This window comes from Imperialibacter sp. EC-SDR9 (genome assembly GCF_902498805.1).
In the GTDB taxonomy this organism is placed as follows: Bacteria; Bacteroidota; Bacteroidia; order Cytophagales; family Cyclobacteriaceae; genus Imperialibacter.
In genome coordinates, this window is the sequence record NZ_LR701603.1 from 17,322 (window position 1) to 39,589 (window position 22,268).

Sequence of the window (22,268 nt, forward strand, 5' to 3'; positions counted from 1 at the left end):
AAGTAAATAAAAACCCCGCATCAAAATGACACGGGGTTTACCTGTGCTGCCAACTTGTTTTATCGTGATTACCTTTTTATCGGATTTTTCATTTATCCAGTAGATTTTATTCGGATAAAACCTTCTTATCCGCCATACCAGTTGCTTTCCCAGCCTTTGCTGATGCCCAACTTTAATCCAATAGGATGTTTGTTGAGGTACACCACTACTGGGTATTCGGTGCCTGTGGCGTCGCCCTTGAATTCAAATCCGTTCAATACGTAAACCTTGCGATTGTCTGTATTTACCTGTTTCACAAAGGAAACGGTGTTTTGAACGGGCTCGGGGCCTGGGTATGGTTGCTCAAAACCCACTTTCAAAACATCTTCATTGTGGCTAAAACCAGCGATTTCCATTTGAAAGTCCCATGTTTTTCCTCCGTCTGTTGTGGTGGTGATAATGGAAATCTCCTGCTCCTTTTCCTCCACTATCACATCACTTGTATAAGGCTCCCCGATGGCGCTACCGTCGGCACGGAGCATGGTAGCGGTAATGCTATAGATTGTCTCAATTGGCCTGGCTTTGCCCTCAAAGGTGAGCGGCTTGTACACGTAGGTATGGCGTCCTTTTTCAGGGTTGGAGTTGGTTAAGGTCAGGACAGCAGTTCCAGGTATTGGCGCCGGATTGCCGTACGTGTCGTTGAACTTCACCTGCACATAGGAGGCGGGCTCATTCGTTGGGTCAGTGTTTTCTTCTACGATGATGCGGAAATTGGTTCCACTGTTGTTTTCTCTGATCCTGATCCTGTGAATCCGGCCGCAGCACGGCCGTTCCACCAACACGTTCTCAGTAAAGGCGCTCACGGGTTTTCCATCAAAGCCCATCAGGATGGCCGTTACGCTGTAGGCTTTGTCTGTTTCCAATAAGTCGCCAGGGCCCTGGGCCACGTAGGTGGTGCCACCGTTTTCATCGTTCTCAATACTTCGGGCTGTGGGGTAGGCAACTTGCTCTATTATGCCGTTTTCAGTTTTGATCATCAGTTCGATGCGTTCTACTATGCTCGAAGCACTGTTGCCATCCAGTACTATCGACGTTCTGAAGTAGTTGTCTTCACGGCGCCTTCTGATCTTTACCCTTTTGACACGGCCTGTGAAATCGGCTTTTTGAATGACGGTTTGTCCGCCACCTGGTTCCCCGATAATTATTCCTTCCAAGTCGGCCATGGTCACAGTAGTGGTGAAGATGCCGCCTGTAGGATCAGTGGGTGTCCAGACAAGACTGTTTACTGTGCCAAGCTTTTTCTGTAGCTCGCTTAGTGTAATCTTCTCCGGCGGCTTCATGCCGCTCATGGATTCCGTGAAGGCTATGTCTATCTTGCTCACCACACTTGCCGGGTCGTTGTAAATGGGAATGGATACAGCTAGCTGGAAGCCCTCTTTGCCGCTGGCACCTGTGCTGAGAATAGTTAGGTCACCAAGGCTTGGCGCCTGCAAGATAGCTTTGCCCCTTTCGTCCACATAGGCATCATAGTGGTGCGATTGCACCAGGCTGCCTTTGCTGTCAAAATACTGTAGGTCGATAGTGACCACCGAGCCTTCATACCCATTGTCGCCGGGGCTGTAGGGAATGGAATACTGTGTGTCAATTTTATCGAAGTTTAAAGAGAGGTGCTCGCTCCCTCCGTGGTTGCCTTTGGAACTGATTGTAAGCACGGTCTTTCCCTTTTCGTCGGGCACCACCGAATTGTCTCTCACTACCACTTTGCGTTTGCCTTTATGGGTTGTTCGGAAGACCACGGTGGGGATGCCCTGGTCGTTCATTTCGAGGTCGTCGTCGGTCAAAGCCTCGGTCAGCAGGTTGATGTCCTGCGGCTCGATGAGCTCGATCTGTTGCTGGCAACCTGCCAGCAGAAGAAGCATAACAAAAAATCTCAATACTTTAGTTTTCATAAGACTGATGATGTTTGTGAAAACTAAAGTAAGGTTTGCATACGCCTGATTTTCGCCAAATGAGGAAGTGCCGGGGGTGAGTGAGTATTCGTTAGGGGAAGGTGATTTTCAGGCGCCGCCTGTAGTGTGTTTTGTAGCGCTTATAGCTACCTCAGAAGAGGCTTAGCCGAGGCTGATTCTAAAGCACTTTCCTTCCCTCGTCAACAGCCCATTATCGCTTGGTGAGGCGTAAGACGCTATTTCTTTTCCAAACTTCTCATAGAAACCAAACGACTTTGGGTGGCTGGAGCTAAGGTAGATGTCAGTGAAGCTCAGCTTTCCATAGTAGGGTATGATAACCTCCTTCAGCCATCGCTGCCCAATGCCCTGACCCTGCTCCATGATATGGAAGTATTTGAGGATAAGAGATTTTTCGGGCTTCGGTATCGGATACCTCGATTCAATTGTTACCAGCTCGCCATGCACCATAAAAAGAGCGCCCTTCAGTTCTTCGCCCTTCATCAGTAAGTGCGAATCTACCCCCAGGGTCGCTTTCTTTTGCAGTTGATTAAAAAAGTAGGTAGCATGGGTCAGCTCATTGTAGTCGTCCCAGTCGTTGGCAAGTTTCCATTGTACATAGTACCCTGTCGGGGCCAGGAATTCAGAATGGAATACCTTACTGAGTAGAAACGACCAGTCGCCTGAGGTGTACAGTGTTTGCATAACACCACAAAAGAAGTAAATATATGGTTCGCCCGGTAGAGCGAACCATGCAAAAGCGGGGATTACTGCTGCGCAGCCACACTGTCGGCCGGTTCAGCCATTGGGTCAATACTCATTCCTTCCAGCTCGCCCTCCAGCCTGGGAATAAACGTGGAGCCAGAGAAGTCAGGGTTGTTCACAATATCCGAAATGGCTTGCTTTCTCTTTTCCATGTCCTTTTCGTTCAGTGCGATCCTGCCAAATTTGGCGGCTGCAATGTCAACAGGCTTTGGCGACAAGTTTTCTTTTTTTACCCAGCCTGTTTCTATCCAGGTGCCCTCGTTGCGTTTGCCAACAACTTCCGCCCAGTCGTCCTGCAGGCTTTTTATGGCTACAATATCCATTTGGCTGAAGCTTTTGTCGGACTTGGTGAGCAGATCGGGCCTTTTATAAATCGACACATCATCGGTGAACACAGCAGCCATGCCTCCCTCAATCACCAGCAGGCTTTGTGCCCAGCCTTCTTTGCCATCAGCCAGGCTCACCCTGGCATAGGCCCGGTTGTTGTCGCTGGAGTCAACAGCAGACTCTCCCAGCAGGGTTAGCGTTTCACCGATACTAATAGAGGTGATGTACTTGCTTTTAGCATTGGGCTCAGCCCTTACGGAGAGATTGTCCCACACGCATACCGCAGCAAGTGGTTGGGCACCCGCTTCGCTTTGGTCGGTACTAGCCTCACCTTCCATCGCCTTATCACCGGTGGCGGAAGTTTTTTCTGTTTGTGAGCATGCTGTCAGGAGAAAGGTTGACAGAAAAAAGAATGCTATCTTTTTCATAGTTAGGTTGGTTTGGTTGTAGTAGTTAGATAATTATTTCTTCAAAATAGAAATAATAAAGATGTAATGAATCATCTATTTCAAAAAAATCCACATGGAAACTACAGCCAGATCAATTGGATTGAAATACTTGCACTACCATAATTCCCTGTAAAGGCAGTGAGAAAAGGATGCAAAAACGAAAGCATTGCGATCTGACGCAGCCGAATAGTTTCAAAAACTAAGGAGGTAGATTAACTAAAGCCGGTAGAAACACCGGCTTTTTTGTGCGTTAAATATTCCACCAGTAAGTAAACTTCAGCACAATGGCTCTGTTCTTTACATTGAACAGTCCCGACTCATAGGGCGTTGGCAGGTAATTGTCGGTATACACTATGAACAAGTCGGAGGCCGGCGCATAGCGCCACTGTATCCTGGCATTCAGGTTAACATTGTCCTGTTGATCGTTGTACTGCAAAAAGCCCGTGAGATAGAGCTTGTTAGTCATAGTCACGTCGAGGCGTGGGCCAATCAGCCAGAAGTTGGTAGTGTTCCATGGCTCGTCCATCACTATCTTGTTGTAGCTCGAGCTTAGGGCTATGCTTACATAGGGCTGGAACCGGTAGCCAATATCGGTGGTAAAGTTGAATCTTGTGCCATCGTTATAGTAGCCGCCATAGCGGGTGCTGAACCCATAGGTGAAAACACTTTGTGGCCGACTGCTAAACTCAGTGCCCCATGAGGCCCAATTGTGTTTTGTTCCTGTTTGTAGGCTGTCTTTGCCTGAGTTGGTGGGGTCAAATGGGAATAGCAGCTCCACATAGTCAAAACCCCGCCACACTGTAAATCTCTCCTGCTTTCTGAAAACGAAATTGTAACTACCAAAGGTTGTGTTGTCGGTCAGGTAGAAGTCAGGTTTGAACACGGTGTACGTGCCCAATGTAGGGCCATGGCTGAGCAGCAGCTTGCCTTTTGGGAAGAAGTTGTAGCTCACCTGGGGCGACAAACGAATAAAATTTTTGCGGGGCACATAGCCTGCCTCTGCTGTGAAGTTTTTGCCTACATACTCGTGCTGCCATGCCACTGTCAGTTTTCTGCCAGAGTATTGCAGATTGGCTGCCTGGGTGAAATCCTGCCCTTTCACGTCGGGGCTAAACGACTTAAGAAAGAGCGCTTTGCCGGTAAGTTTGTTGTTAGACGTGGCAAGGTTGTATTCCAAGCCTAGGTTTCGGTTGTATTGCGAGTAAACCGGCTTATCTGAACTGAGGTCGGGTGTGTAGTTGATCGACTCCTTGTTCACAAACAGAAAGCCGATGTTAGAGCGGGCAAACACCCGGCGTTGCAGAGCCATTACAGCAAAGTTTTGTGCAGGAAGCGCTGTTTCTCCTACTTTCCCTGTTTGCATATCCATCAACCCTACCCGCCAGTTTCGGTTAATTCTTCCGCTGAGTCTGGCACCAAACTGAATAGGCACTCCCAGCCCAACTCGCCGGGAAAAGAAGGGGCGAATGGAGGAGTAGCCAAAATTGGCAAAGAGGTCGCCGTTTTCCAGAAAAAACTGTCGTCGTTCGGGAAAAAATAACTCAAACCGATCAAGGTTGGTCACTTGTCTGTCTACATCCACCTGCGAGAAGTCGGGGTTGATAGTGAGGTCGAGGTTCAGCGACGAGGTGAGGGCAATTTTGGCATCGGCTCCCACGTCGCCGGTCACGTCGGCATCGGTACCTTCTTCGTAATTTTTGGCCACTCGACCGAGTGTGTAGGGAATCACCGAGATGTTGGGGCCCGCTGCTGGTGGCGGCTGGTCCCAAACGAGTATGCCGGTGTAAGCCAGCGAAGCACTTGGAAACTGCCGTGGCACAGGCGCCCAGCTCGACTTCTCAGTCGTTTTCAGGTCGAGGCGACTGAAGTTGATGCCCCAATTGGTGATGCCATTTTTGTATCGGATGCTTTTGAAAGGCACGGCCATTTCGAACACGTAGCGGTCGTCGTAATTTTTCACCGCCGAGGTCCATTTGTTGTCCCAGCTGAGGTCCACCGAGCCCCCGTTGTACATAATGCCATCCCATTGTGCACCTGCTGCATTGGCGCCAAAACTGAAGCCATTGGTTTGGTCATCGAACGGATCCATAAACAGCAGGAAGTTGTCGTTTTTGCCGAAGCTGAAATCTCTTCTCAGGGACTCCACATAGTACGGGCCTTCTATTGGGCCATGAAAGCAGGTGGCGACAAGGTAGAGAGTGTGGTCGTCGTAGGTCATGCGGACATCAGTGCGCACTTTGGCAAAGCTGGTATCCATAGGTAGAATACTAAAGAAGTCGGTAGCGACATCTGCATCGAGCCAGGCCTGCTCGTCCATGGCACCGTCGATGACAACGGGAGATGAGGCTTTTTGGATATGCAGCTTGTAATCCTCATTCTTTTTTTGAGCGAGGGAGGTGTTTAATGCAAAACAGCAGGTCGTTAAAAGGAATAAGAAATGCTTCACGTAGTAAGGTGTCGTTTAAGAGGTTCCGGCAAAAGTATCACCTTATTTGAAGTATTTAATCATCGATATGACCAACGGCTGATAATCGAAATGACAGCCGGGTGTTTATCTCTGGTCGCTGGCGACCTATTTACCCTGCAGAAGTGCTTTTAAGGGTTTGTGCAGGGCCGCAATGGCTGCCGCCAGGGCGAGCAGGCTGATTGGCCATAGCCACCCGCTTGCCGCACCGGCAGACGAAAGATAACTTTTGATCAGGCTTGCAAGCCAGAAACCGATGGTCACAAGGCACAGATTGTAGAAAAAGTCAAAAAGGCCAAGCCGTTTACTGCCAAATAGCCTGACTGCAATGAGGACTAAAACCGTGCAGACGGCCGTAATGCCAGTGTAATAGGTTTCATTGGGCCAGCCATTTTCTTCTGTCAATGATGGTGCGGTTGTCAGCTCATTTTCAAGCAGGTACTTCCCTGCAAGGCTGTTGATCAGGATGTTTGTCTTTTTGTTAAGAATTTCCTGGCTGATTTCGTAATAAAATTTCTGATGATTATATGCCACCTGGTAATTACCCTTGCTGACATATATTTCCCTCATTAGTTCGTGTGATTCTTTTTTTCGATTTTCCAAACCCAGTCTTTCCGCTATTTCCAGGCTTTTATTGGCATAAAACAAAGAGGTGTCGGCCATGCCCGTTTTCAGGTAGGCCTTGCCCAGGTTGTAAAATGTTGGGCAAAGCGAAGCATCGCCCATAGAGATTTGCCGCTTGAGGTAAAGTGCCTCTTTCAGGTAGTTGATGGCTTCGTTATGCTTTCCCAGGATATTGTGGGAAAAGCCCAGGTTGTTGAGGGTTCTGGCGATGTCTAAAGAGTCGTTCATGTACTCGCCAAGCACGATGGCTTTGTCGAAGTAGCGCCGGCTGCTGTCGGGGTAGCCGAGTGCAGCATATGTTACACCGATTCGATTGTAGAGCTCTGACTGGTCTTTGGGACTTTCCATGAAGTTGAGAAGACTCAGCGACTGGAAATAATACTTCAGTGCTTCTTCTTTGTTTTCAATATTGAACAAGAGGTATCCCAGTGATTTAAGCACCAAAGCCTCTCCATTTTTATCCCCTACCGACTTGAATATGCTGATCGATTCTGTGTAGCTGTCGGAGGCGAGGTTATACTGCCCCACTTCAAAGTAGCACTTACCCAACTGGTATCTTCCATAAGCTTCGTCATGCTTTGATTGGTTGTTTTTGGCAGTTAGAGTGTGATGTAAAGCGTAGGAAAATGCGGAGTCTGGATTTGCCCTCATCAGGGAGTCGGCGGTTTTCAGAAAGGTTGATTTACTGAAGTTGCCAGGCTCGAAGGCTTCCAGGGAGTCTTCCTCTCCGATGGACTGACTAAAACATGGGCCGACGAAGACCAGATGAAAAAGTAGAGTTATTGCTGGCAGAAAATTAGTTGTAGAAATTTTTTCTAGCGTGCAAAGGGTTTGCTTAATCATAGGATTAGACCGTTGTTTTATGGAGAGTGTATGGTTTTAGTTGATAGATGGTAAAAAGTTTGCTTGCAAATTTTTCTAAATTTATAACAATAAGTTATTTGACCAGGAGGCTGATTGAATAGCGTCTCCGTCATAAATTATTGATAATTTACAATTATTTTATTAGATAGTTACATAATATTACCATCTCTCAACTTAGCTAGTGGACTTTTAGGAAAAAAATTTGGTCATTATAACTAAGGTTGGGCTATCGACCGTCTTGTCGGGCCCGTCTCTTTTTTTGAATTAGGAAATGCTATCGGAGGTTGACAAACGGATTATCGTGGGATTTGCAATGGCACTAGTGCTTTTGGTGATCACTATTTTCTTCTCTTATAGAAATATGTCGCAGCTAAGGAATGTTACGCTTGAGGTGACACACACCCATGATGTATTGTTTCGGATTGAGGAAATCTATTCACAACTCCTTGAAATTGAATCGAACAAACGTGGTTTTTTACTCTATCACGATCAATCTTTTGACGAAGCCAAGCTTGCTGGAATCGAGACAATATACTTGCACCTGGATACACTGAGGGATCTTATTGGTGGCAATGGTGCACAAACACAAAGGTTTGATACCCTTCAGCGCCTGATTTCCCAAAGAATTGCCTTGTCTCAAGACATTGTCAATGACAGCCTGGCACCACGGGTTCCCTCCCGTTCAACCGACTACTCTCTCAGAGGGAAGCGCCTCACCGATGCCATCAAGCGAATAGCTGGGGAGATGAAGAACGATGAAAGAGATCTTCTTAATGGCAAGATGCGCCTTGTCAATGCTTCCCATCGACAGTTCTATCAATTGTATGTGGCGTTTGGCTTAGTTATCCTCCTTATTTTCATTTTTGTGGTTTACATCATTCGTGCCCGGGTGCAGGAGCGAATTGCCACCGAAGACTTTCTTAGGCGGCGCTCTGACGAGATAAAAGACCTTTACGACAACGCACCCTGCGGCTATCATTCAGTGGACGGCGATGGCAATTTTATTGAAATCAACAACACCCTGCTGAGCTGGCTTGGCTACAGCAAAGATGAGGTGCTCCATAAAATGAACTTTTCAGACTTTTTGAGTGAAAATGAAAAGGAGGTCTTCCTGGACAACTTTGACCGGTTTAAAGCTGAAGGTGTTGCCAGTTCCGTCGAATTTGAGATGCTGAGGAAAGATGGAACCACCTTTCCTATTATATTGAATGCTACAGCTGTTTATGACGGGCGGGGGGGCTTTGTAAAGGACAGGGCAACCATCTTTGATATTTCACTCCGAAAAGAGGCTGAGGACAAAGCCAGGTTTTTGAATGCGGAGATGGAAGCTTTCAGCTACTCTGTTTCCCATGACTTGCGGGCCCCATTGAGGTCTATCGACAGCTATACGAAGATCATAGCGGAAGAGTACCGGGACAAGTTCGATGACGAGGGACAAAGGTTAATAAATACAGTGCTGAAGAACTCAGCCAGAATGGCCCGCCTGATCGACGACCTGCTCGACTTTTCACGGGTGGGAAGAAAAGAGCTGATCAAGTCGTCTTTCAGTATGAAACTGTTGGTGCAAAGCGTGCTGGAAGAGATGGAGATAGGCGCCAACGATGCGAGCAAGGCTATCAACAATCAGATAGACCTCGACGCCTGGGGTGACAAAAGCACCCTTCGGCAGGTTTGGCACAATTTGATTTCCAATGCTGTGAAATACTCATCGAAGACACCCCGCACTGAAATAGACTTTGGATCCTATGCTGATCCCTCGGGCCACATCTTTTTTATCCGGGACCATGGTGTGGGGTTCGATATGGCTTATTACGACAAGCTGTTTGGTGTTTTTCAGCGATTGCATAGCTCAAGAGAGTATGATGGAACGGGCGTGGGGCTTGCGCTGACCCAACGCATAGTTACCAAGCATGGAGGAGAAATATGGGCGGAGTCGCAGCCGAACCAGGGAAGTACCTTTTATTTTAGTTTGCCGCTTAAAGATTAACTATATGATTCAAGAAACAGAAGACCAACCGTATTTGTTACTAGCTGATGACAGCGAAGAAGATGCCGACCTGACTGCCCGGGTGCTGAGAGGGGGGAAACTCATCGAGCACGTTGTGCACTTTTATGATGGTGCCCAGCTACTCGATTATGTGTTTTCATCATCGTTCAGGGCTCACCCACTGCTTCTGTTACTTGATCTGGACATGCCAAAAACACATGGACTGGAAGTGTTGCGCAAAATGAAGGGAGATGGGGACAAGAAGCACATTCCCGTGGTAGTAATGTCGGGTTGTAGCGACGAGGGTGTGATTAAACAGACCTACGAGCTGGGGGTCAACGGGTTTGTTAGAAAACATACGCAGTTTGAAAAATTCAAAGAGGAGATTTTACATGTGGGGGAGTTTTGGTTGAAGACCAACTACTATCCCGGCTTTTGGAATAGCAGGCAAGTATGAGCGACCATTTGAAAATATTGATATTAGAGGATTTTGAAGAGGACGCTGATCTTTTGAAGATTAATCTGAAGCGACAGGGACTACTGTTTGAGTCAGTCGTTGTTGATAACCGGGACGATTATGTCCGGCAGTTGGTGGCCTTCTGCCCGGAGGTGGTGTTGTCTGATCACCAGCTTCCCCAGTTTGATTCAACGGAGGCCCTGCAAATTTGCAGGGAGAAAACAGACAATATTCCATTTATTTTGGTTACAGGCACGGTGTCGGAAGAGTTTGCTGTGCTGTGTATCAAGCAGGGTGCTGATGATTATATACTCAAAAACAACCTTACCCGGCTTTCTTCAGCTATATTCAGCGCACTCAACCAGCGGGAGGAAGAGAGAAAGCGAAAAGAGGCTGAAGAGAACCTGAGAGAGCAAAACAAGGAACTCACCAAACTCAATGGGGAGCTGGATAGCTTTGTGTACAGGGTTTCTCATAATCTCCGGGCACCTCTTACTTCCGTGCTGGGCCTTATTCAGCTTTCTAAACTGAATGGTGTTTCGCCTGCTGAAATAGAAAGATACCTGGGTTTGATGGAGCAGAGCATTGTGAAGCTCGATCATACTGTGCGGGGCATTCTTGACTACTCACAGAATACCCGCAAGGCCCTTGAGAGTGAAGAGGTCGTTTTCGACACGGTGGTCGACGAAAGCATCGCCAATTTCCGGTACATGGAGAAGTTTGATACCGTTAGTATCAGGAAAGAAATCGATCAAACCACCGCTTTCCACTCGGATACACTCAGGTTGGCCTTCATTTTTGATAACCTTATTTCCAACGCTATCAAGTTTTCAAAAAAGCTGACAGACGAGGCTCGTTTTGTCAGAATTGCGGTCAAGGTTGCGAAAGAGGAGGCGGTCATTGTTTTGGAGGACAATGGCATAGGCATTGAACCTGAATATATCGGGAAGGTATTTGACATGTTCTTTAAAATGGGTGAGTCAGGTGCGGGCCTCGGTTTGTATATTGTCAGAGAAACGGTGGAAAGGCTGAAGGGTAGCATAGTACTGACCTCCGAGCCCGACAAGGGAACAACCATTACGATAACGCTTCCGAATCAGCTTCAGGAGTCGTTTGAGGCCAATCAATAATGCTGTCGGGCAGGGCGTATTGCCGTGACAGCTCCTTCATCTTCTTCTGCAACGCATCCAGATAGTAATCGGGCATGGCAGTTTTTCCTTCAAAAAAGCGGCGGTACTTCTCCGTTAGGTCAGGGAAGTGCTTGCTAATGGCCCTCATCACCAGCACTTTGCTACCGGAAGGCCCGTTGCCAAACAGGGTTAGGCTGGCCGGCATCACGTATCTGGCTCCTACTCTTTGAAAACTGCCCATCATTTCGTGAAGGTGCTTGCTGGTGTCAGAAATGTAGGGTAGTAGCGGCATGAGGCTTACACCGGTATGAAAGTCACCGCTGAGGCACCGGGCCATTGCATTGAGCCTTGCTGAAGGTGGAGTGGCACCTGGCTCAAAAATATGAGCAATGGCATCGTTGGTTGTGGAAAATGAAAACGTGATGAGCACGCCTGAAGGAGCGAGGCCGGTGAGGTCACTCGGCAAAATGGCCTGGTTCTTAATTTCATCCAACAAATCGAAATCCCTGACAATAAGGTCTGACCTGGTGATGACGTGGAGAGGGAATCTGTGCTTCAGGATCACTTCCAGCAAGACCCTGGTGATCCTGGTGTCTTTTTCGATCTGGAGGTAAGGGTCTGTGGCCGACGACAGCACAATGTAGCCGTACTGACCTTTTCGGGCACGCAGGGTTAGGGCTTTGTCGAGGAGGGCTGCCGCATTTTCCTTCACAGCCAGCTTTTCCTCCATATGGACGCCGTACTTGCTGCCCCGGATATAGCAAAACAGGCAGTTGAACGAGCAGCCGCTATACGGGTTGATGGTGTAATCGTCCAGAAACCAGGAATCCCGCCGTTTGGTTTTATTGAGAATGGATTTGGCCTGGATGAAATGTGGCATAGGGGCTACTTTGACACGATTACCTTTCCTTCAATGTCCTCAGTCATTCTCAGCAGCTCAAGGTTTTCGTTGAAATCGGCCTGGAAAGCGAATGGCTTACTTTGCACCACATACTGGTAAATATGCCAGTCTGTTTCGGGGGTAGGCATGTCCGGCACCTTGTCAAGGGCTATCCATTCAAGTGTGCCCTCGTTACAGAGTGGTGGCGGAAGGCGGTCAATGTCTGCCACGTACACAAAGCTGCACCAGTTGTATTTGGTGGGAGACGTTTCCACAAGGATTCCACAATACTGCATGTGAGACAGCTTGATGCCTGTTTCTTCTAAGGTTTCTCTTATTGCTGCCTCGTAGGGGCTTTCAAAGGGATCGAGCTTGCCTCCCACTGGCGTGTACATGTCTTTGTTGGGCTCTTTTAGCCTGTTCAAAAGCAGAAACTCTTCTTTGTGCCTAAGAATGCAAAGCACGGCGGTCTTCTTCAGACCTTCTGGTACTGAAAACTTCATAGTTGGACGGCAATATTGCTCAAGTGTTTGGAAAATAGTGGGTAACGATATCCTGAACCATTTTGACAGATAATGGCTTTGTTCTGAATCCTGAAATAGCTGACTCACTCTCCGCTCTTGACTTGTCGTCGGGATTGAGTGATGTGGTCAGCATTACAAGGACTATTTTGCTTTTTTGATCTTCCCGAAGCTCTCTATACCTTTCGAGGAAGGTCCACCCATCCATTACTGGCATGTTGATGTCTAGAAAAATAAGGTCTGGAGGTGCTGACTTGTCAGTTTGCACCCCGTTGGAAAGGTAGTCGATGGCTTCCTTTCCATTCAATTTAATCGTTAGGGTATCGGTGACCTCGGCCTTTTGGATAACCATTTTGTTGATAAAATTGGTTGCGTGATCATCATCCACAAGTAAGATGTTGTTAAGTTTACTAGTCATGTTGATTATGCTATTGGTATTGTGAAAAAGAAAGTGCTGCCTTTACCAGGGCTTGATTTTGCCCATATTTCCCCACCGTGTAGCTCCACAATTTTTTTGCAGTGGGCCAAACCAATACCAGTGCCTGGGAATTCGTCCCGATTGTGGAGGCGTTTGAAAATCATGAACATACCTTCGCTGCCATCTTTTTCAAAGCCAATTCCGTTGTCTTTAACAGAAAACTCCCAGGCTTCAGCTCTTTTCTTAGCCGATATCCTTATCGTTGGCTTGGTAGCCTCTTCCCTAAACTTAATGGAATTGGCAATTAAATTTTGGAACAAAAGACTCAATTCCGCGGCATAGCCTTTTAGAGTTGGCAAAGTGCTTGAGTTTATATTTGCCCCTCCCGCTTCGTTGATCGCAACCCTTAAGCCATTTAGCACAGCTTTTAAGATTTCGTTGCAATCAACAACCTCCATCTCCTTGTCTTTACCAATTCTGGAGTAGTCCAGAAGCCCTTTCACTAACTGCCTTAACCTGTTGGACGAGTCAACGATATACTTCAAACAGAGACTGGTTTCCTCACTGAGGCTACCATCCAGGTCATTTTCAAGAAGCTCGACTAAGCTGAGCAACGAGCGCAAGGGTTCCTGGAGGTCGTGAGATGTGATGTAGGCGAACTGGGCGAGCTCTTTGTTTTGTTGAACCAGAATGGTATTCTTCAGGAGAAGTTCTTTTTCGCTTTTTTCAATTTTTTTGGTTCGTTTAACCACTTCTTTTTCAAGTGTCTCATTTAACAGGTGAACTTCTTTGGAACGCTTGATGATCTCCATCTCCATTTTGTGGACGGTGCTGTGCAACGCCTTCGCCAACTCTTGTTTTTCCTTGTTTTCTGTCGTCAACTTGAGATAGTCAGTCACATCTTCCACTTTGTGAACGATACAGATCAGCTCATTTTTCTCATCAAGAACAGGTTTATTCACGGGGCTCCAGTACCTTACCTCAAAGGTGCCGTCTCTTCTGGGGATGTCGTATTTTACCACTCCCATATTATGCACTCGTTTATTTTTCAGGACAAATGAAAGGGATTTTTTTAGGGCGGAGGGGCCGTCATTTTCCGGCTTATCAGGGTTGGCTGGAAAAACTTGAAATAAGTCTTTTCCTATTACCTCCTCTTTTCTGATCATAGTGGTAGAGGCATAGGAGTCAGTAAGATCCAAGATGGTCAGATCCTTGGATAGGATTAAGTTGAGACCTGGTAAAGCCTGAAAGAGGATTTGATAGTTAATATTGTTCATTTTGCCAGTTGTCGACTAACAATTGCTTTGTAATGGGGGAGTGAGAAACGCACACCTTGCATCAAATAGCTGGCAATAATATCGAATGAATTTATTAATCTTTTTGAAAAAAATGAATTGGAACGAAGAAAAATATTAGACTCTGAGAACTATCTAAAATAGATACTGACCGAGTTAATCACCTTTTCTCCCAATTGTTCAGTAAGGAGTGGTCGTCGTTACAGCATTTTTCAAAATACAAATAGCAGCTTTTTTTGACATGGCTAGGTTCAAGGGAAGTTAAGATGAACTGTATTTCCTGGGAAAGGGCAACGCTGGCAGGCTTACAAGTCTTCTGTGGAGAGACTGAAGCTGTCTTTTTTGGAATCGAGTAAACGCCCGGCCTCACATTTGAGCACCCGGCCCGGATATTTTTTCAGAAAGGCGTGGTTGTGAGTTGCCATCAGAATGGCTGTACCGCTGTTGTTGATTTCCAGAAAAAGTTTGAAAATGCCATCAGAAACGTCCGGGTCAAGGTTACCGGTAGGCTCGTCGGCCAGCAGAATGGCCGGCTCGTTGATTAGTGCCCGGGCGATGACTACACGCTGCTGCTCACCGCCTGAAAGCTGGTGGGGCATTTTGCTGCCTACGGAGCCCAGGCCAACTTTCATCAGCACTTCCGACTCACGGGCCTTCATTTTCGATCGGTCTGTCCATCCGGTTGCCTTCATCACGAAGTTCAGGTTTTCGGAGACGGTTCTGTCGCTGAAAAGCTGAAAGTCCTGAAACACGATGCCTATTTTCCTGCGAAGGTAAGGTACTTTTGAGCTTTTGATGTTTCGGATTGAGTGACTTGCCACCGTGGCGTCGCCAAGTCTTAAAGCAAGGTCGGCGTAGAGGGTTTTAAGCAAAGATGACTTTCCGCTTCCTGTTCTTCCAATCAGGTAAACAAACTCGCCTTTTTCAATCTCAAATGTAATGTCATTTAGCACTGTGCTGTTTTCCTGAAACACAGTAGCATTACTTATCGCAACAACGGGTTCAGAACTAAATGACATTTTCAGAGGCTTAGCTTTTGGAGCTTGCCAAAAGGCAGCTCAGTGATCAATTTTTGAAGTGCTTCTTCCTTCCCCTCCAATCCGTACTTTTCAATGTTTTTCAAAGGCCTGTCAGCCCTGAAATAGGCAATAAGCACAAAATTATCATCCCTCAGCTGGATGTAGTCAGGAATCTTGGCCTTGCCTTTTACTTTGATAATATACATATCTTCAATGGTAGATGAAGATACAACTGCTGAGACACTCATTTGTTAGGAGTTGCCTTTTTTGTAGTCAGCCAGGAACTTCTCCAGACCACTGTCTGTCAACGGGTGCTTCAACAAGGCAGTTATTACGTTAAGTGGACAAGTAACAACATCGGCACCTATTTCAGCACATTTGATCAGGTGCATGGTGTGGCGAACTGAGGCTGCCAGGATCTGCGTTTCAAAAGCATAGTTGGTGTAAATCTGCACCATTTGTTCAATCAGATCAAGCCCGTCGTGCGAGATGTCGTCGAGTCTTCCGATGAAAGGAGACACATAGCTGGCTCCAGCCTTCGCTGCCAGAATAGCCTGGCCTGAGCTAAATACCAATGTGCAGTTGGTTCTGATGCCCTCAGCAGAGAAAGCTTTGATGGCTTTCACACCGTCACGGATCATCGGCACCTTTACTACAATTTTGTCATCGATTTTAGCAAGCTCTTTTCCCTCCTTCATCATGCCTTCGAAGTCGGTAGAGATAACTTCAGCACTTACGTTGTCATCCACAATCTTGCAAATGGCTTTGTAGTGAGCCAGAATATTTTCTTTGCCTGTGATGCCTTCCTTGGCCATCAGGCTTGGGTTGGTGGTTACACCATCCAACACGCCCAGGTCATTGGCTTCTTTAATCTCGCTAAGGTTCGCTGTATCGATGAAAAATTGCATAGTATGAGGGGGTTTTAAGAATGCTTACAAAGCTAGTTAATCTCTGCTAAATTGTAAGGAGGGAAATAAAAAATGGCAAACCGAATATCGCACCGCTACAACCGCTTACCCTTGCTTCCTTCCGGACCTGGGGGATTCAGCAGGAGCTGGTCGTACCGATTTGCCGCTGCAAAGTTATGGAATTATTAATGGTAAAATCAAATAGAAAACAAACTTTGATGGGATTGCCTTATTCCACCAGGCCTTTGAGGTACAGATTAAATTCGAGAGGGCTGCCTTCTTTGAATTCATCCGCCGCCAGGTCTTCAAAAATATCTTTGTCAAATACCCTTTTGGTTTTTTCTATTTGCCCATTGGCATGGACAATGAGTTCCGTGCCCCTCAAGCTCTCCGGGTTGACCTGAACCAGTATTTTGAAGCCCTCAAGTTCCTTTTTGTAATATTGATGAATGATGTCTTTCATACCTGGGGTAAAGGTATGAAATGGAAACTACAGATCGTCTATTCTTCTGTAACTGCTCTCCCGGCTAACCGACACATCGTAAAATGTGTCGTCGTCTTCATCGTCCGTGTCTTCGCTGGTTACAACCACCGTCTTTTCGTATGTGTTGTCCCACAGGTCAAAGTATAAATCGTCGAGTTCTCTTTCTGCTTCCATGTGCTATTGTTTGGAAGCAAGGTATGGTTGGTGGTTTACAACTATCGAAATTATTTTTTAATCTTAAGTGAAATATTGGTAACAATGACCGCACCTCAAGTGAAGGAACAGTTTGAGACAGAAAGATTGAAAATAAGAAAGATTGTGCCCACTGACACGCCCTATGTGTTCAATACTTATGCGTCCGTTAAAAAATCCACAAGGTACATATCGTGGCTCACTCACAAGTCCGTAGAAAAGGATACACTGCCATTTGTGGACTATGCGCTGCAGGCATGGAATGCGGGCACCGACTTCACTTACCTGATTTTTGACCTGACTGGCACCCCTGTTGGTTCAATTGGCTTTATCAATGAAAAGGGCAGAGTGTCTTTTGGCTATATTCTCGGCCCGGCCTTTTGGGGCAAAGGGTTTATTGTGGAGGTGCTAAACGAAATGCTGCCCTGGTTTGCTGCTCAGGTTTGGGTGTATCGCCTGTGGGCGTGCTGCGATGTGGACAACGTTGCTTCGAAGCGGGTGCTGGAAAAGGCTGGACTTCAATTTGAAGGGCGAATTGCCGATTGGGCTGTATTTCCCAATCAAAAATTCAAAAGCAAAGACTGTTTCTTTTTTCACTATCCTTTAAAGAAGAGATAGCACCTTTTCAGCGGGCTCAGTAGCATCAGAAATATTCACTTTGTCGAGCAGCTCATCTTCCAAAGCCGATGCCCATGTTGTCAGGTACTTCACCACATCGTCCCGATAGTTGTGGCGAAGGTTCCTTTCGGTCAGGGGGAGCTTGCAAAGCACTTCCTGGTCAGAGAGCCTTTCGAGGTGAACAAGGTCTTCCCTGTCAAGTCCTGCGCTTAACATTTCGCTGATGAGCAAGTCCATTGGCATGCCACTGGTAGGGCAGAAGTCGTTGATTTGATCCGCCCAGTCGCCATGGTCCCTCATTGCATAGGCGTGAATACTGGCCCTTGTTAGCTGAGTAATTTCCTGAGCCAGGTTGCCGCAATTACAACTGCCCATATGACCCCACATGTAGTCGTTGCCCTTTTTTAGTTTTTCAGCCGTGCGTCGAATCGCCTGAATGAGGGCCGCATTTGCTCTAGCCATTCTCTCGTGTTTTGAGTGAAAATTTAATCATCTCCTTGAGATTTTGCTAACTATGCGAGAACCTTATTTGTTTGCTTTCTCATGACTTTCGGCCCATACCAGAGCCAGAAGCCCGTGATGGTGAACACAAGAAGGGCCAGGCCAGTAACTGTGGTATATGCGAGCTTAAAGAGGCCTTTCTGCCATCCGAAGGCGTCGTCGATAATGGAACCGTCGTGGATGTGCTCAATCAAATCCGATAATCTGGTTTCGGTATGCAGCACCTCACCGGTGGTGCAGTCTATCTGAAAACTCTTGTAATGATCAGCGAAGAGAACTTTCACTATCCCCTTGTCCTGTCGAATATCAAGCCTGTCGATCACTGGGGAAAGCGAAGCATCGATAGAGTCGAGAAGATATGCCTGGGCGATCAGCGTTATTTCATTTATTGATTTCCATTCTTGTGGATCGGCTGACTGTCCGGTTCTGGTTTTGGCCAGAATCAAATCACCTGAATGTTTTTTCCACCCGAGTAGTAAGCCTGATATGGACACAATGAAGAAGAATACAAAGAGAAATGCACCAGTTAGGCGATGCACCTTTCGGAAAACCCTCAACACCTTTGCTTGCGCTTTGCGGGATGTGTTGTTTTCGGAATTACTCATTTTAGTTTACTTTCTGTTTCTGCGAAACTATCGGATACTGGAATTTATTCCCTCCCGGCTATGGAAATTGTGAAAGGAAGTTGCGAGTTCATGGCTGGAAACCGGCAATGGTACATTCGTCGTGAAGGAACCACTAAAATTTGCTAATATTGCACTTCAACTTAAATTTGCACCGCAAAACATAACGAAAATGGGAAGAGGAGATAAAAAGACGAGAAAAGGAAAAATTACAATTGCTTCTCACGGCAATTCCAGGCCAGCTAAAGAGAAGAATGAAAAAACCAAAATTCAAAGCCCAAAGGAGTCATAGGCTCTTTAAAGGTTTTTGGTACTTATGAATGTCTCATAGGAAAGACAATAAATCTTGCCTTTGAGACATTTTAATTTAAAAGGAATCCAAATGAGGCTTTTTCGGATTTTCATCTTCATTGCGGCGTGTCTGTCTGGGGTTTCTGTATCTGGACAGGAAACAGATAAAACGGCTACAGCCCCCACTGGCAGCAGCAAAGGAGGCGCATGGGGCTATTTTGGCTTGCGTGGAGGTGCGCATTTCAGTGAAGTGCTTTTCAGCGATACGTTCAGGCCTGTGAATATGCAGACGAGCTTTGTTTACGGTAAACAATATGGTGCTGTTGGAAAGCTCTTTCTGGCGGAACATGCGGGTATTCAAGTGGAAGTAAACTACATCGAGAAAGGCTACAAGCAGCTCCTCGACTCGGGTTTTTATACCACCAAAATGAATTATTTGGAAATCCCTTTGCTGATGAATGCCTATCTCGGAAAGCAAAAGACCCAATTTTTTGTGAACATGGGGCCCTACCTGGAGATATTCCTCAATCAGAAGGACGAACTGCAGGGAGTGGTGAAGGATGGCGAAGAGTTTTATCGGTTTGATCCGAATGTGGATCGAACCATAGGTTATGGGCTGAGAGCATCGGGAGGGCTCAACAGACTATTCAGCTTCGGGCTGCTACAGCTTGAAGGAGGTCTGGAGGTCACCATCAGCGATATGATTTTTTCAAACAGGCTCCTTTCTACTATCCCCGACAGCTCCAAGCACCTGGTAGGCTTTGTGTCTTTGGCCTACATGATTCCCATAGGCAAAAAGCCTGACACTGGCGGACAGTAATCCCCACGTTTTCAAATTTACATCACAACCAGAAAGAAAGCAGCACCCCTGCTATCGGGACGTGATGCTGAGTTCGTTATGGCCCCTTTTTGCCGATCTTAAAAGATCCGCCCAGAGTTTTTGAAGAAAAAGAGTACCTGCAAATGGTTACGAAATCGTTTGCTGAATTAAATTTGTGTTAACATTATTTATTATTCTTTGTATATTATCTAATGAAATGATTAATTTTGTGCGTAATTAATAAAAATATCATCACTCTATTAAGCATTACTATTATGGCTACTTCGGCTAATGAGAAAATTGAGATGGCTTGCGTTGAGGCACGTGAGAAACTCGCACAACTAGGGATTGAAGAGAAAATTCAAGCGGAGCTGGACTGGGTACTTGGAAGTTTCAGGAATGACCAAAACTCGTCTGGATTGTATGAGATAGGAGCAAAGGCCTTGAAGGCACTTGTGAAATATAAAAAAGACAAACCCAAAGCCATCACCAAGAAAATGATTGATGAGCTTGAAAAAGCATTGAAAGCGAAATAAAATATTTTCTACACACAGAGCTGTTTCAATAGACAGTTGCGAATTTGGCGGTAGACCAAATGTCGATATTTTGAAAGCGAACCTCCCTTTTAATCAGGCTCGTCAGTCAACTATCGTTGAAACAGCTTTTTCTTCACTTCCCATCCCAAGACTTCACAAACCTTTAATCACAGTTCTGTTAGGTACTGTATCATAATTGCTATTTTTGCTGTGTCAGTGATTTTAGGCGCACCCATGCTTCAATGAAAGGAAGGAAGATACTTTTTATACTATTGTTCTTGATGAGTGGGTCGGTGCCCCCCTTGTTTGGGAAACACTCTTATCAGGAACCAGCGAAACCATCTCAAGATCACGTCTCGCTTGTCGACAGCATTAATCATCTTGCCAGCGTTTTTCTTAGAACTGAGCCCGATTCAGCACAAGTACTGATCACCGAAGCGCTGGAAGTTTCCCGGCAGTATGACTATACGGGAGGCGTTGCAAGGGCGTTATTTCTACAGGGCAACTACTATCAAAACAGAGGTCAGCTAGAGCTTGCTTACAGGACTTTTTACGAATCGCTTCAACTACATGAGGCTCAGAAAGATAAAAAAAGTGTTGCGGGATGTTATAATAGTATTGGCGATGTTTTCAGGAGACAAAGGAACTACAGGGAGGCAAGCAGAAACTATGATTTATCCTTTGCGTTGGCCAACGAAATAGGAGACTCGGCGCTCGTTTCGGAGAATATCAATAATTTTGGGGACGTTTTCAGAGATCAAAAAGACTACGATGCGGCAATTCTTCGGTATAACGAAGCACTCGAAATTGATCTGAAAATAAACAATGGATATGGCGTAACCGATGGTTATAATAACCTGGGCGATGTGTATCTCTATCTGGCGGACTATGACCAGGCCATATCGTATTATAATCGTGCCCTAAGGCTGGCTGAGTCAATGAATAACCAGCTGGAAGTAGCAGACAACCTCAATAAACTGGGCCGGGCTTATGCTGCAAAAAACGATCTGGAAACTGCTTTGTTTTACTCGAAGCTGGCAGCCACGGTAAGCGGCAGAATCAGGCTTACCGAGGAGCTTATGGAAGCCTACTACAGCCTGGCGGAGGTGTACCAACGGGTGGGCAGGTACGACAAGGCACTTGAAAGCCATATGCTGTATTCCAAGTTTCAGGATTCACTACTCGACGTCAGGTCTGTTCGCAAAATATCGGAACTACAGTTTTTGTTTGAATCGGAGCAGAAAGACAGTGAAATTCTATTAAAAGAGGCCGAACTTGAAACTCAGTCTGTTCAGCTCAAATGGCTGATTACGGCGGTGATACTGCTGATAATTTTGGCACTGGTGTTTTATAGAAACTACATTTCAAAGCAAAGAGTTAACAACAAGTTGATAGCTCAGCAGGAGGAAATCAAACACCAGACCGAAAGCCTTGAAGAAAAGAACCGACAGCTGAAGATCATCAATGAAGAAAAAAATGAGATCATTGGCATGGTGGCGCACGACCTGAGAGCTCCAATCAACCAGGTCATGTCGGTGGTTAACCTTATGCACTATGAAAAGGAAGCCTTTTCCGACGATATGGTTTCCTATCTGAGTATTATGGAACGGGCTACGACGAGGATGAAATTCATGGTGAGTGAGATTCTTGATGCAGAAGCGATAGAAAACACTACTTTCAACATGGATATTGAAAATGTCGACCTGTGTGAAATTATTGAAGAGGAGAAGAAGAATTACCGGTTATATGCCGATAAGAAGAAGTTAAAACTGACTACCGAACTAGTGGGAAACCCGGCGTGCGCCAGGGTTGACAAAAATATTTACCGGAATATAATAGAAAACCTTGTTTCCAATGCGCTGAAATACTCTCCCGAAGGAAAAGAGATCAAGTTGATCCTTCGGTTTGAAGCTGACAAAGTGATCACTTCGGTGAAGGACGATGGGCCTGGGCTTAGTGATGAAGATATGAAGAGGGTTTTTGGAAAATATCAGAGGCTAAGTGCTCAGCCAACGGGAGGAGAGGAAAGCATCGGACTTGGTTTGTCGCTGGTGAAAAAATTCACAGAAGCCATGAACGGAGAGGTGTGGTGTGAAAGCACAGAAGGAAATGGTGCCGAATTTTTTGTGTCATTTGAAAAAGTAACTTCCAATTCAAACAAATAAACATC

The 22,268-nt window shown here is 46.1% G+C and carries 24 protein-coding genes and 1 other RNA gene; 8 read left to right on the forward strand and 17 right to left on the reverse strand.

The features are described 5' to 3' along the window. Positions 1-125: 125 nt before the first annotated feature. From GC130_RS21875 to GC130_RS21895, 5 genes are all read right to left on the reverse strand, one after another. Positions 126-1,928 carry a hypothetical protein gene (locus tag GC130_RS21875; RefSeq protein ID WP_152000497.1) on the reverse strand — a complete coding sequence of 601 codons (1,803 nt, stop codon included), beginning with the start codon at positions 1,926-1,928 and terminating at the stop codon, positions 126-128. Positions 1,929-2,090: 162 nt separating this feature from the next. Next, positions 2,091-2,630, reverse strand: a complete 540-nt coding sequence (locus GC130_RS21880) for a hypothetical protein (protein WP_152000498.1) — start codon at positions 2,628-2,630, stop codon at positions 2,091-2,093. 62 nt (positions 2,631-2,692) lie between these two features. Further along, positions 2,693-3,445, reverse strand: a complete 753-nt coding sequence (locus GC130_RS21885; protein ID WP_152000499.1) for an SH3 domain-containing protein — start codon at positions 3,443-3,445, stop codon at positions 2,693-2,695. A gap of 271 nt (positions 3,446-3,716) precedes the next feature. Beyond that, positions 3,717-5,912, reverse strand: a complete 2,196-nt coding sequence (locus GC130_RS21890) for a DUF5916 domain-containing protein (RefSeq protein ID WP_226940572.1) — start codon at positions 5,910-5,912, stop codon at positions 3,717-3,719. Between the two features lie 126 nt (positions 5,913-6,038). Beyond that, the gene (locus GC130_RS21895; protein WP_152000500.1) at positions 6,039-7,397 is read right to left on the reverse strand and encodes a tetratricopeptide repeat protein; all 1,359 of its coding nucleotides are present in this window, start codon (positions 7,395-7,397) and stop codon (positions 6,039-6,041) included. A 334-nt stretch (positions 7,398-7,731) separates the two neighbouring features. On the opposite strand from GC130_RS21895, the gene GC130_RS21900 reads away from it, so the two are divergent. Genes GC130_RS21900 through GC130_RS21910 form a run of 3 tightly spaced genes read left to right on the forward strand, consistent with a single transcriptional unit; the run spans position 7,732 to position 10,992 of the window. Further along, a complete protein-coding gene (locus GC130_RS21900) occupies positions 7,732-9,405 on the forward strand; it encodes an ATP-binding protein (RefSeq protein ID WP_193217947.1) in 1,674 nt (557 codons plus the stop codon). A gap of 4 nt (positions 9,406-9,409) precedes the next feature. Next, entirely contained in the window at positions 9,410-9,862 is a 453-nt protein-coding gene (locus GC130_RS21905) for a response regulator (protein WP_193217948.1), read from the forward strand. After that, positions 9,859-10,992 (forward strand): ATP-binding protein, encoded by a 1,134-nt coding sequence (locus GC130_RS21910; RefSeq protein ID WP_152000503.1) that lies wholly within the window; start codon positions 9,859-9,861, stop codon positions 10,990-10,992. Before GC130_RS21905 ends, GC130_RS21910 begins: the two co-directional genes overlap by 4 nt. Here GC130_RS21910 and GC130_RS21915 read toward each other — a convergent pair. The 10 genes from GC130_RS21915 to GC130_RS28685 form a co-directional block, all read right to left on the reverse strand. Then, positions 10,940-11,872 carry a radical SAM protein gene (locus GC130_RS21915; RefSeq protein WP_152000504.1) on the reverse strand — a complete coding sequence of 311 codons (933 nt, stop codon included), beginning with the start codon at positions 11,870-11,872 and terminating at the stop codon, positions 10,940-10,942. The two genes, GC130_RS21910 and GC130_RS21915, sit on opposite strands and share 53 nt — an antisense overlap. Positions 11,873-11,877: 5 nt before the next feature. Continuing rightward, on the reverse strand, positions 11,878-12,375 hold the full coding sequence (locus GC130_RS21920) for an NUDIX domain-containing protein (protein ID WP_152000505.1): 498 nt from the start codon (positions 12,373-12,375) through the stop codon (positions 11,878-11,880). 19 nt (positions 12,376-12,394) lie between these two features. Beyond that, a complete protein-coding gene (locus GC130_RS21925; protein WP_152000506.1) occupies positions 12,395-12,811 on the reverse strand; it encodes a response regulator in 417 nt (138 codons plus the stop codon). Between the two features lie 5 nt (positions 12,812-12,816). After that, a complete protein-coding gene (locus tag GC130_RS21930; RefSeq protein WP_152000507.1) occupies positions 12,817-14,088 on the reverse strand; it encodes an ATP-binding protein in 1,272 nt (423 codons plus the stop codon). Positions 14,089-14,411: 323 nt separating this feature from the next. After that, the gene (locus GC130_RS21935; protein WP_152000508.1) at positions 14,412-15,125 is read right to left on the reverse strand and encodes a cell division ATP-binding protein FtsE; all 714 of its coding nucleotides are present in this window, start codon (positions 15,123-15,125) and stop codon (positions 14,412-14,414) included. A 2-nt stretch (positions 15,126-15,127) separates the two neighbouring features. Further along, positions 15,128-15,331: a fructose-6-phosphate aldolase gene (locus GC130_RS21940; protein ID WP_152000535.1), complete on the reverse strand. Its 204-nt coding sequence runs from the start codon at positions 15,329-15,331 to the stop codon at positions 15,128-15,130. Between the two features lie 45 nt (positions 15,332-15,376). After that, positions 15,377-16,033, reverse strand: coding sequence for a fructose-6-phosphate aldolase (fsa, locus tag GC130_RS21945; protein ID WP_152000509.1), 657 nt, complete (start codon positions 16,031-16,033; stop codon positions 15,377-15,379). A gap of 69 nt (positions 16,034-16,102) precedes the next feature. After that, positions 16,103-16,200: signal recognition particle sRNA small type (gene ffs / locus GC130_RS21950), an RNA gene on the reverse strand. 62 nt (positions 16,201-16,262) lie between these two features. Next, the gene (locus tag GC130_RS21955) at positions 16,263-16,496 is read right to left on the reverse strand and encodes a hypothetical protein (protein ID WP_152000510.1); all 234 of its coding nucleotides are present in this window, start codon (positions 16,494-16,496) and stop codon (positions 16,263-16,265) included. Between the two features lie 27 nt (positions 16,497-16,523). Further along, complete coding sequence (locus GC130_RS28685) at positions 16,524-16,691, reverse strand: hypothetical protein (protein ID WP_193217949.1); 168 nt, start codon at positions 16,689-16,691, stop codon at positions 16,524-16,526. 84 nt (positions 16,692-16,775) lie between these two features. On the opposite strand from GC130_RS28685, the gene GC130_RS21960 reads away from it, so the two are divergent. Continuing rightward, positions 16,776-17,327 carry a GNAT family N-acetyltransferase gene (locus GC130_RS21960; protein WP_152000511.1) on the forward strand — a complete coding sequence of 184 codons (552 nt, stop codon included), beginning with the start codon at positions 16,776-16,778 and terminating at the stop codon, positions 17,325-17,327. On the opposite strand, the gene GC130_RS21965 is transcribed toward GC130_RS21960, so the two are convergent. Together GC130_RS21965 and GC130_RS21970 are read right to left on the reverse strand one after the other, a co-directional pair. After that, on the reverse strand, positions 17,313-17,789 hold the full coding sequence (locus GC130_RS21965; RefSeq protein WP_152000512.1) for a hypothetical protein: 477 nt from the start codon (positions 17,787-17,789) through the stop codon (positions 17,313-17,315). The genes GC130_RS21960 and GC130_RS21965 overlap by 15 nt on opposite strands. A 50-nt stretch (positions 17,790-17,839) precedes the next feature. Then, a complete protein-coding gene (locus GC130_RS21970) occupies positions 17,840-18,433 on the reverse strand; it encodes a PepSY-associated TM helix domain-containing protein (protein WP_152000513.1) in 594 nt (197 codons plus the stop codon). 190 nt (positions 18,434-18,623) lie between these two features. Between GC130_RS21970 and GC130_RS21975 the strand changes: the two genes are divergently transcribed. The 4 genes from GC130_RS21975 (at position 18,624) to GC130_RS21990 (ending at position 22,263) form a co-directional block, all read left to right on the forward strand. Continuing rightward, complete coding sequence (locus tag GC130_RS21975) at positions 18,624-18,743, forward strand: 30S ribosomal protein THX (RefSeq protein ID WP_152000514.1); 120 nt, start codon at positions 18,624-18,626, stop codon at positions 18,741-18,743. A 90-nt stretch (positions 18,744-18,833) separates the two neighbouring features. After that, positions 18,834-19,562, forward strand: coding sequence for a porin family protein (locus GC130_RS21980; RefSeq protein ID WP_152000515.1), 729 nt, complete (start codon positions 18,834-18,836; stop codon positions 19,560-19,562). 275 nt (positions 19,563-19,837) lie between these two features. Next, entirely contained in the window at positions 19,838-20,098 is a 261-nt protein-coding gene (locus GC130_RS21985) for a hypothetical protein (RefSeq protein WP_152000516.1), read from the forward strand. A gap of 242 nt (positions 20,099-20,340) precedes the next feature. Further along, a complete protein-coding gene (locus GC130_RS21990; RefSeq protein WP_152000517.1) occupies positions 20,341-22,263 on the forward strand; it encodes a tetratricopeptide repeat-containing sensor histidine kinase in 1,923 nt (640 codons plus the stop codon). Positions 22,264-22,268: the final 5 nt, after the last annotated feature.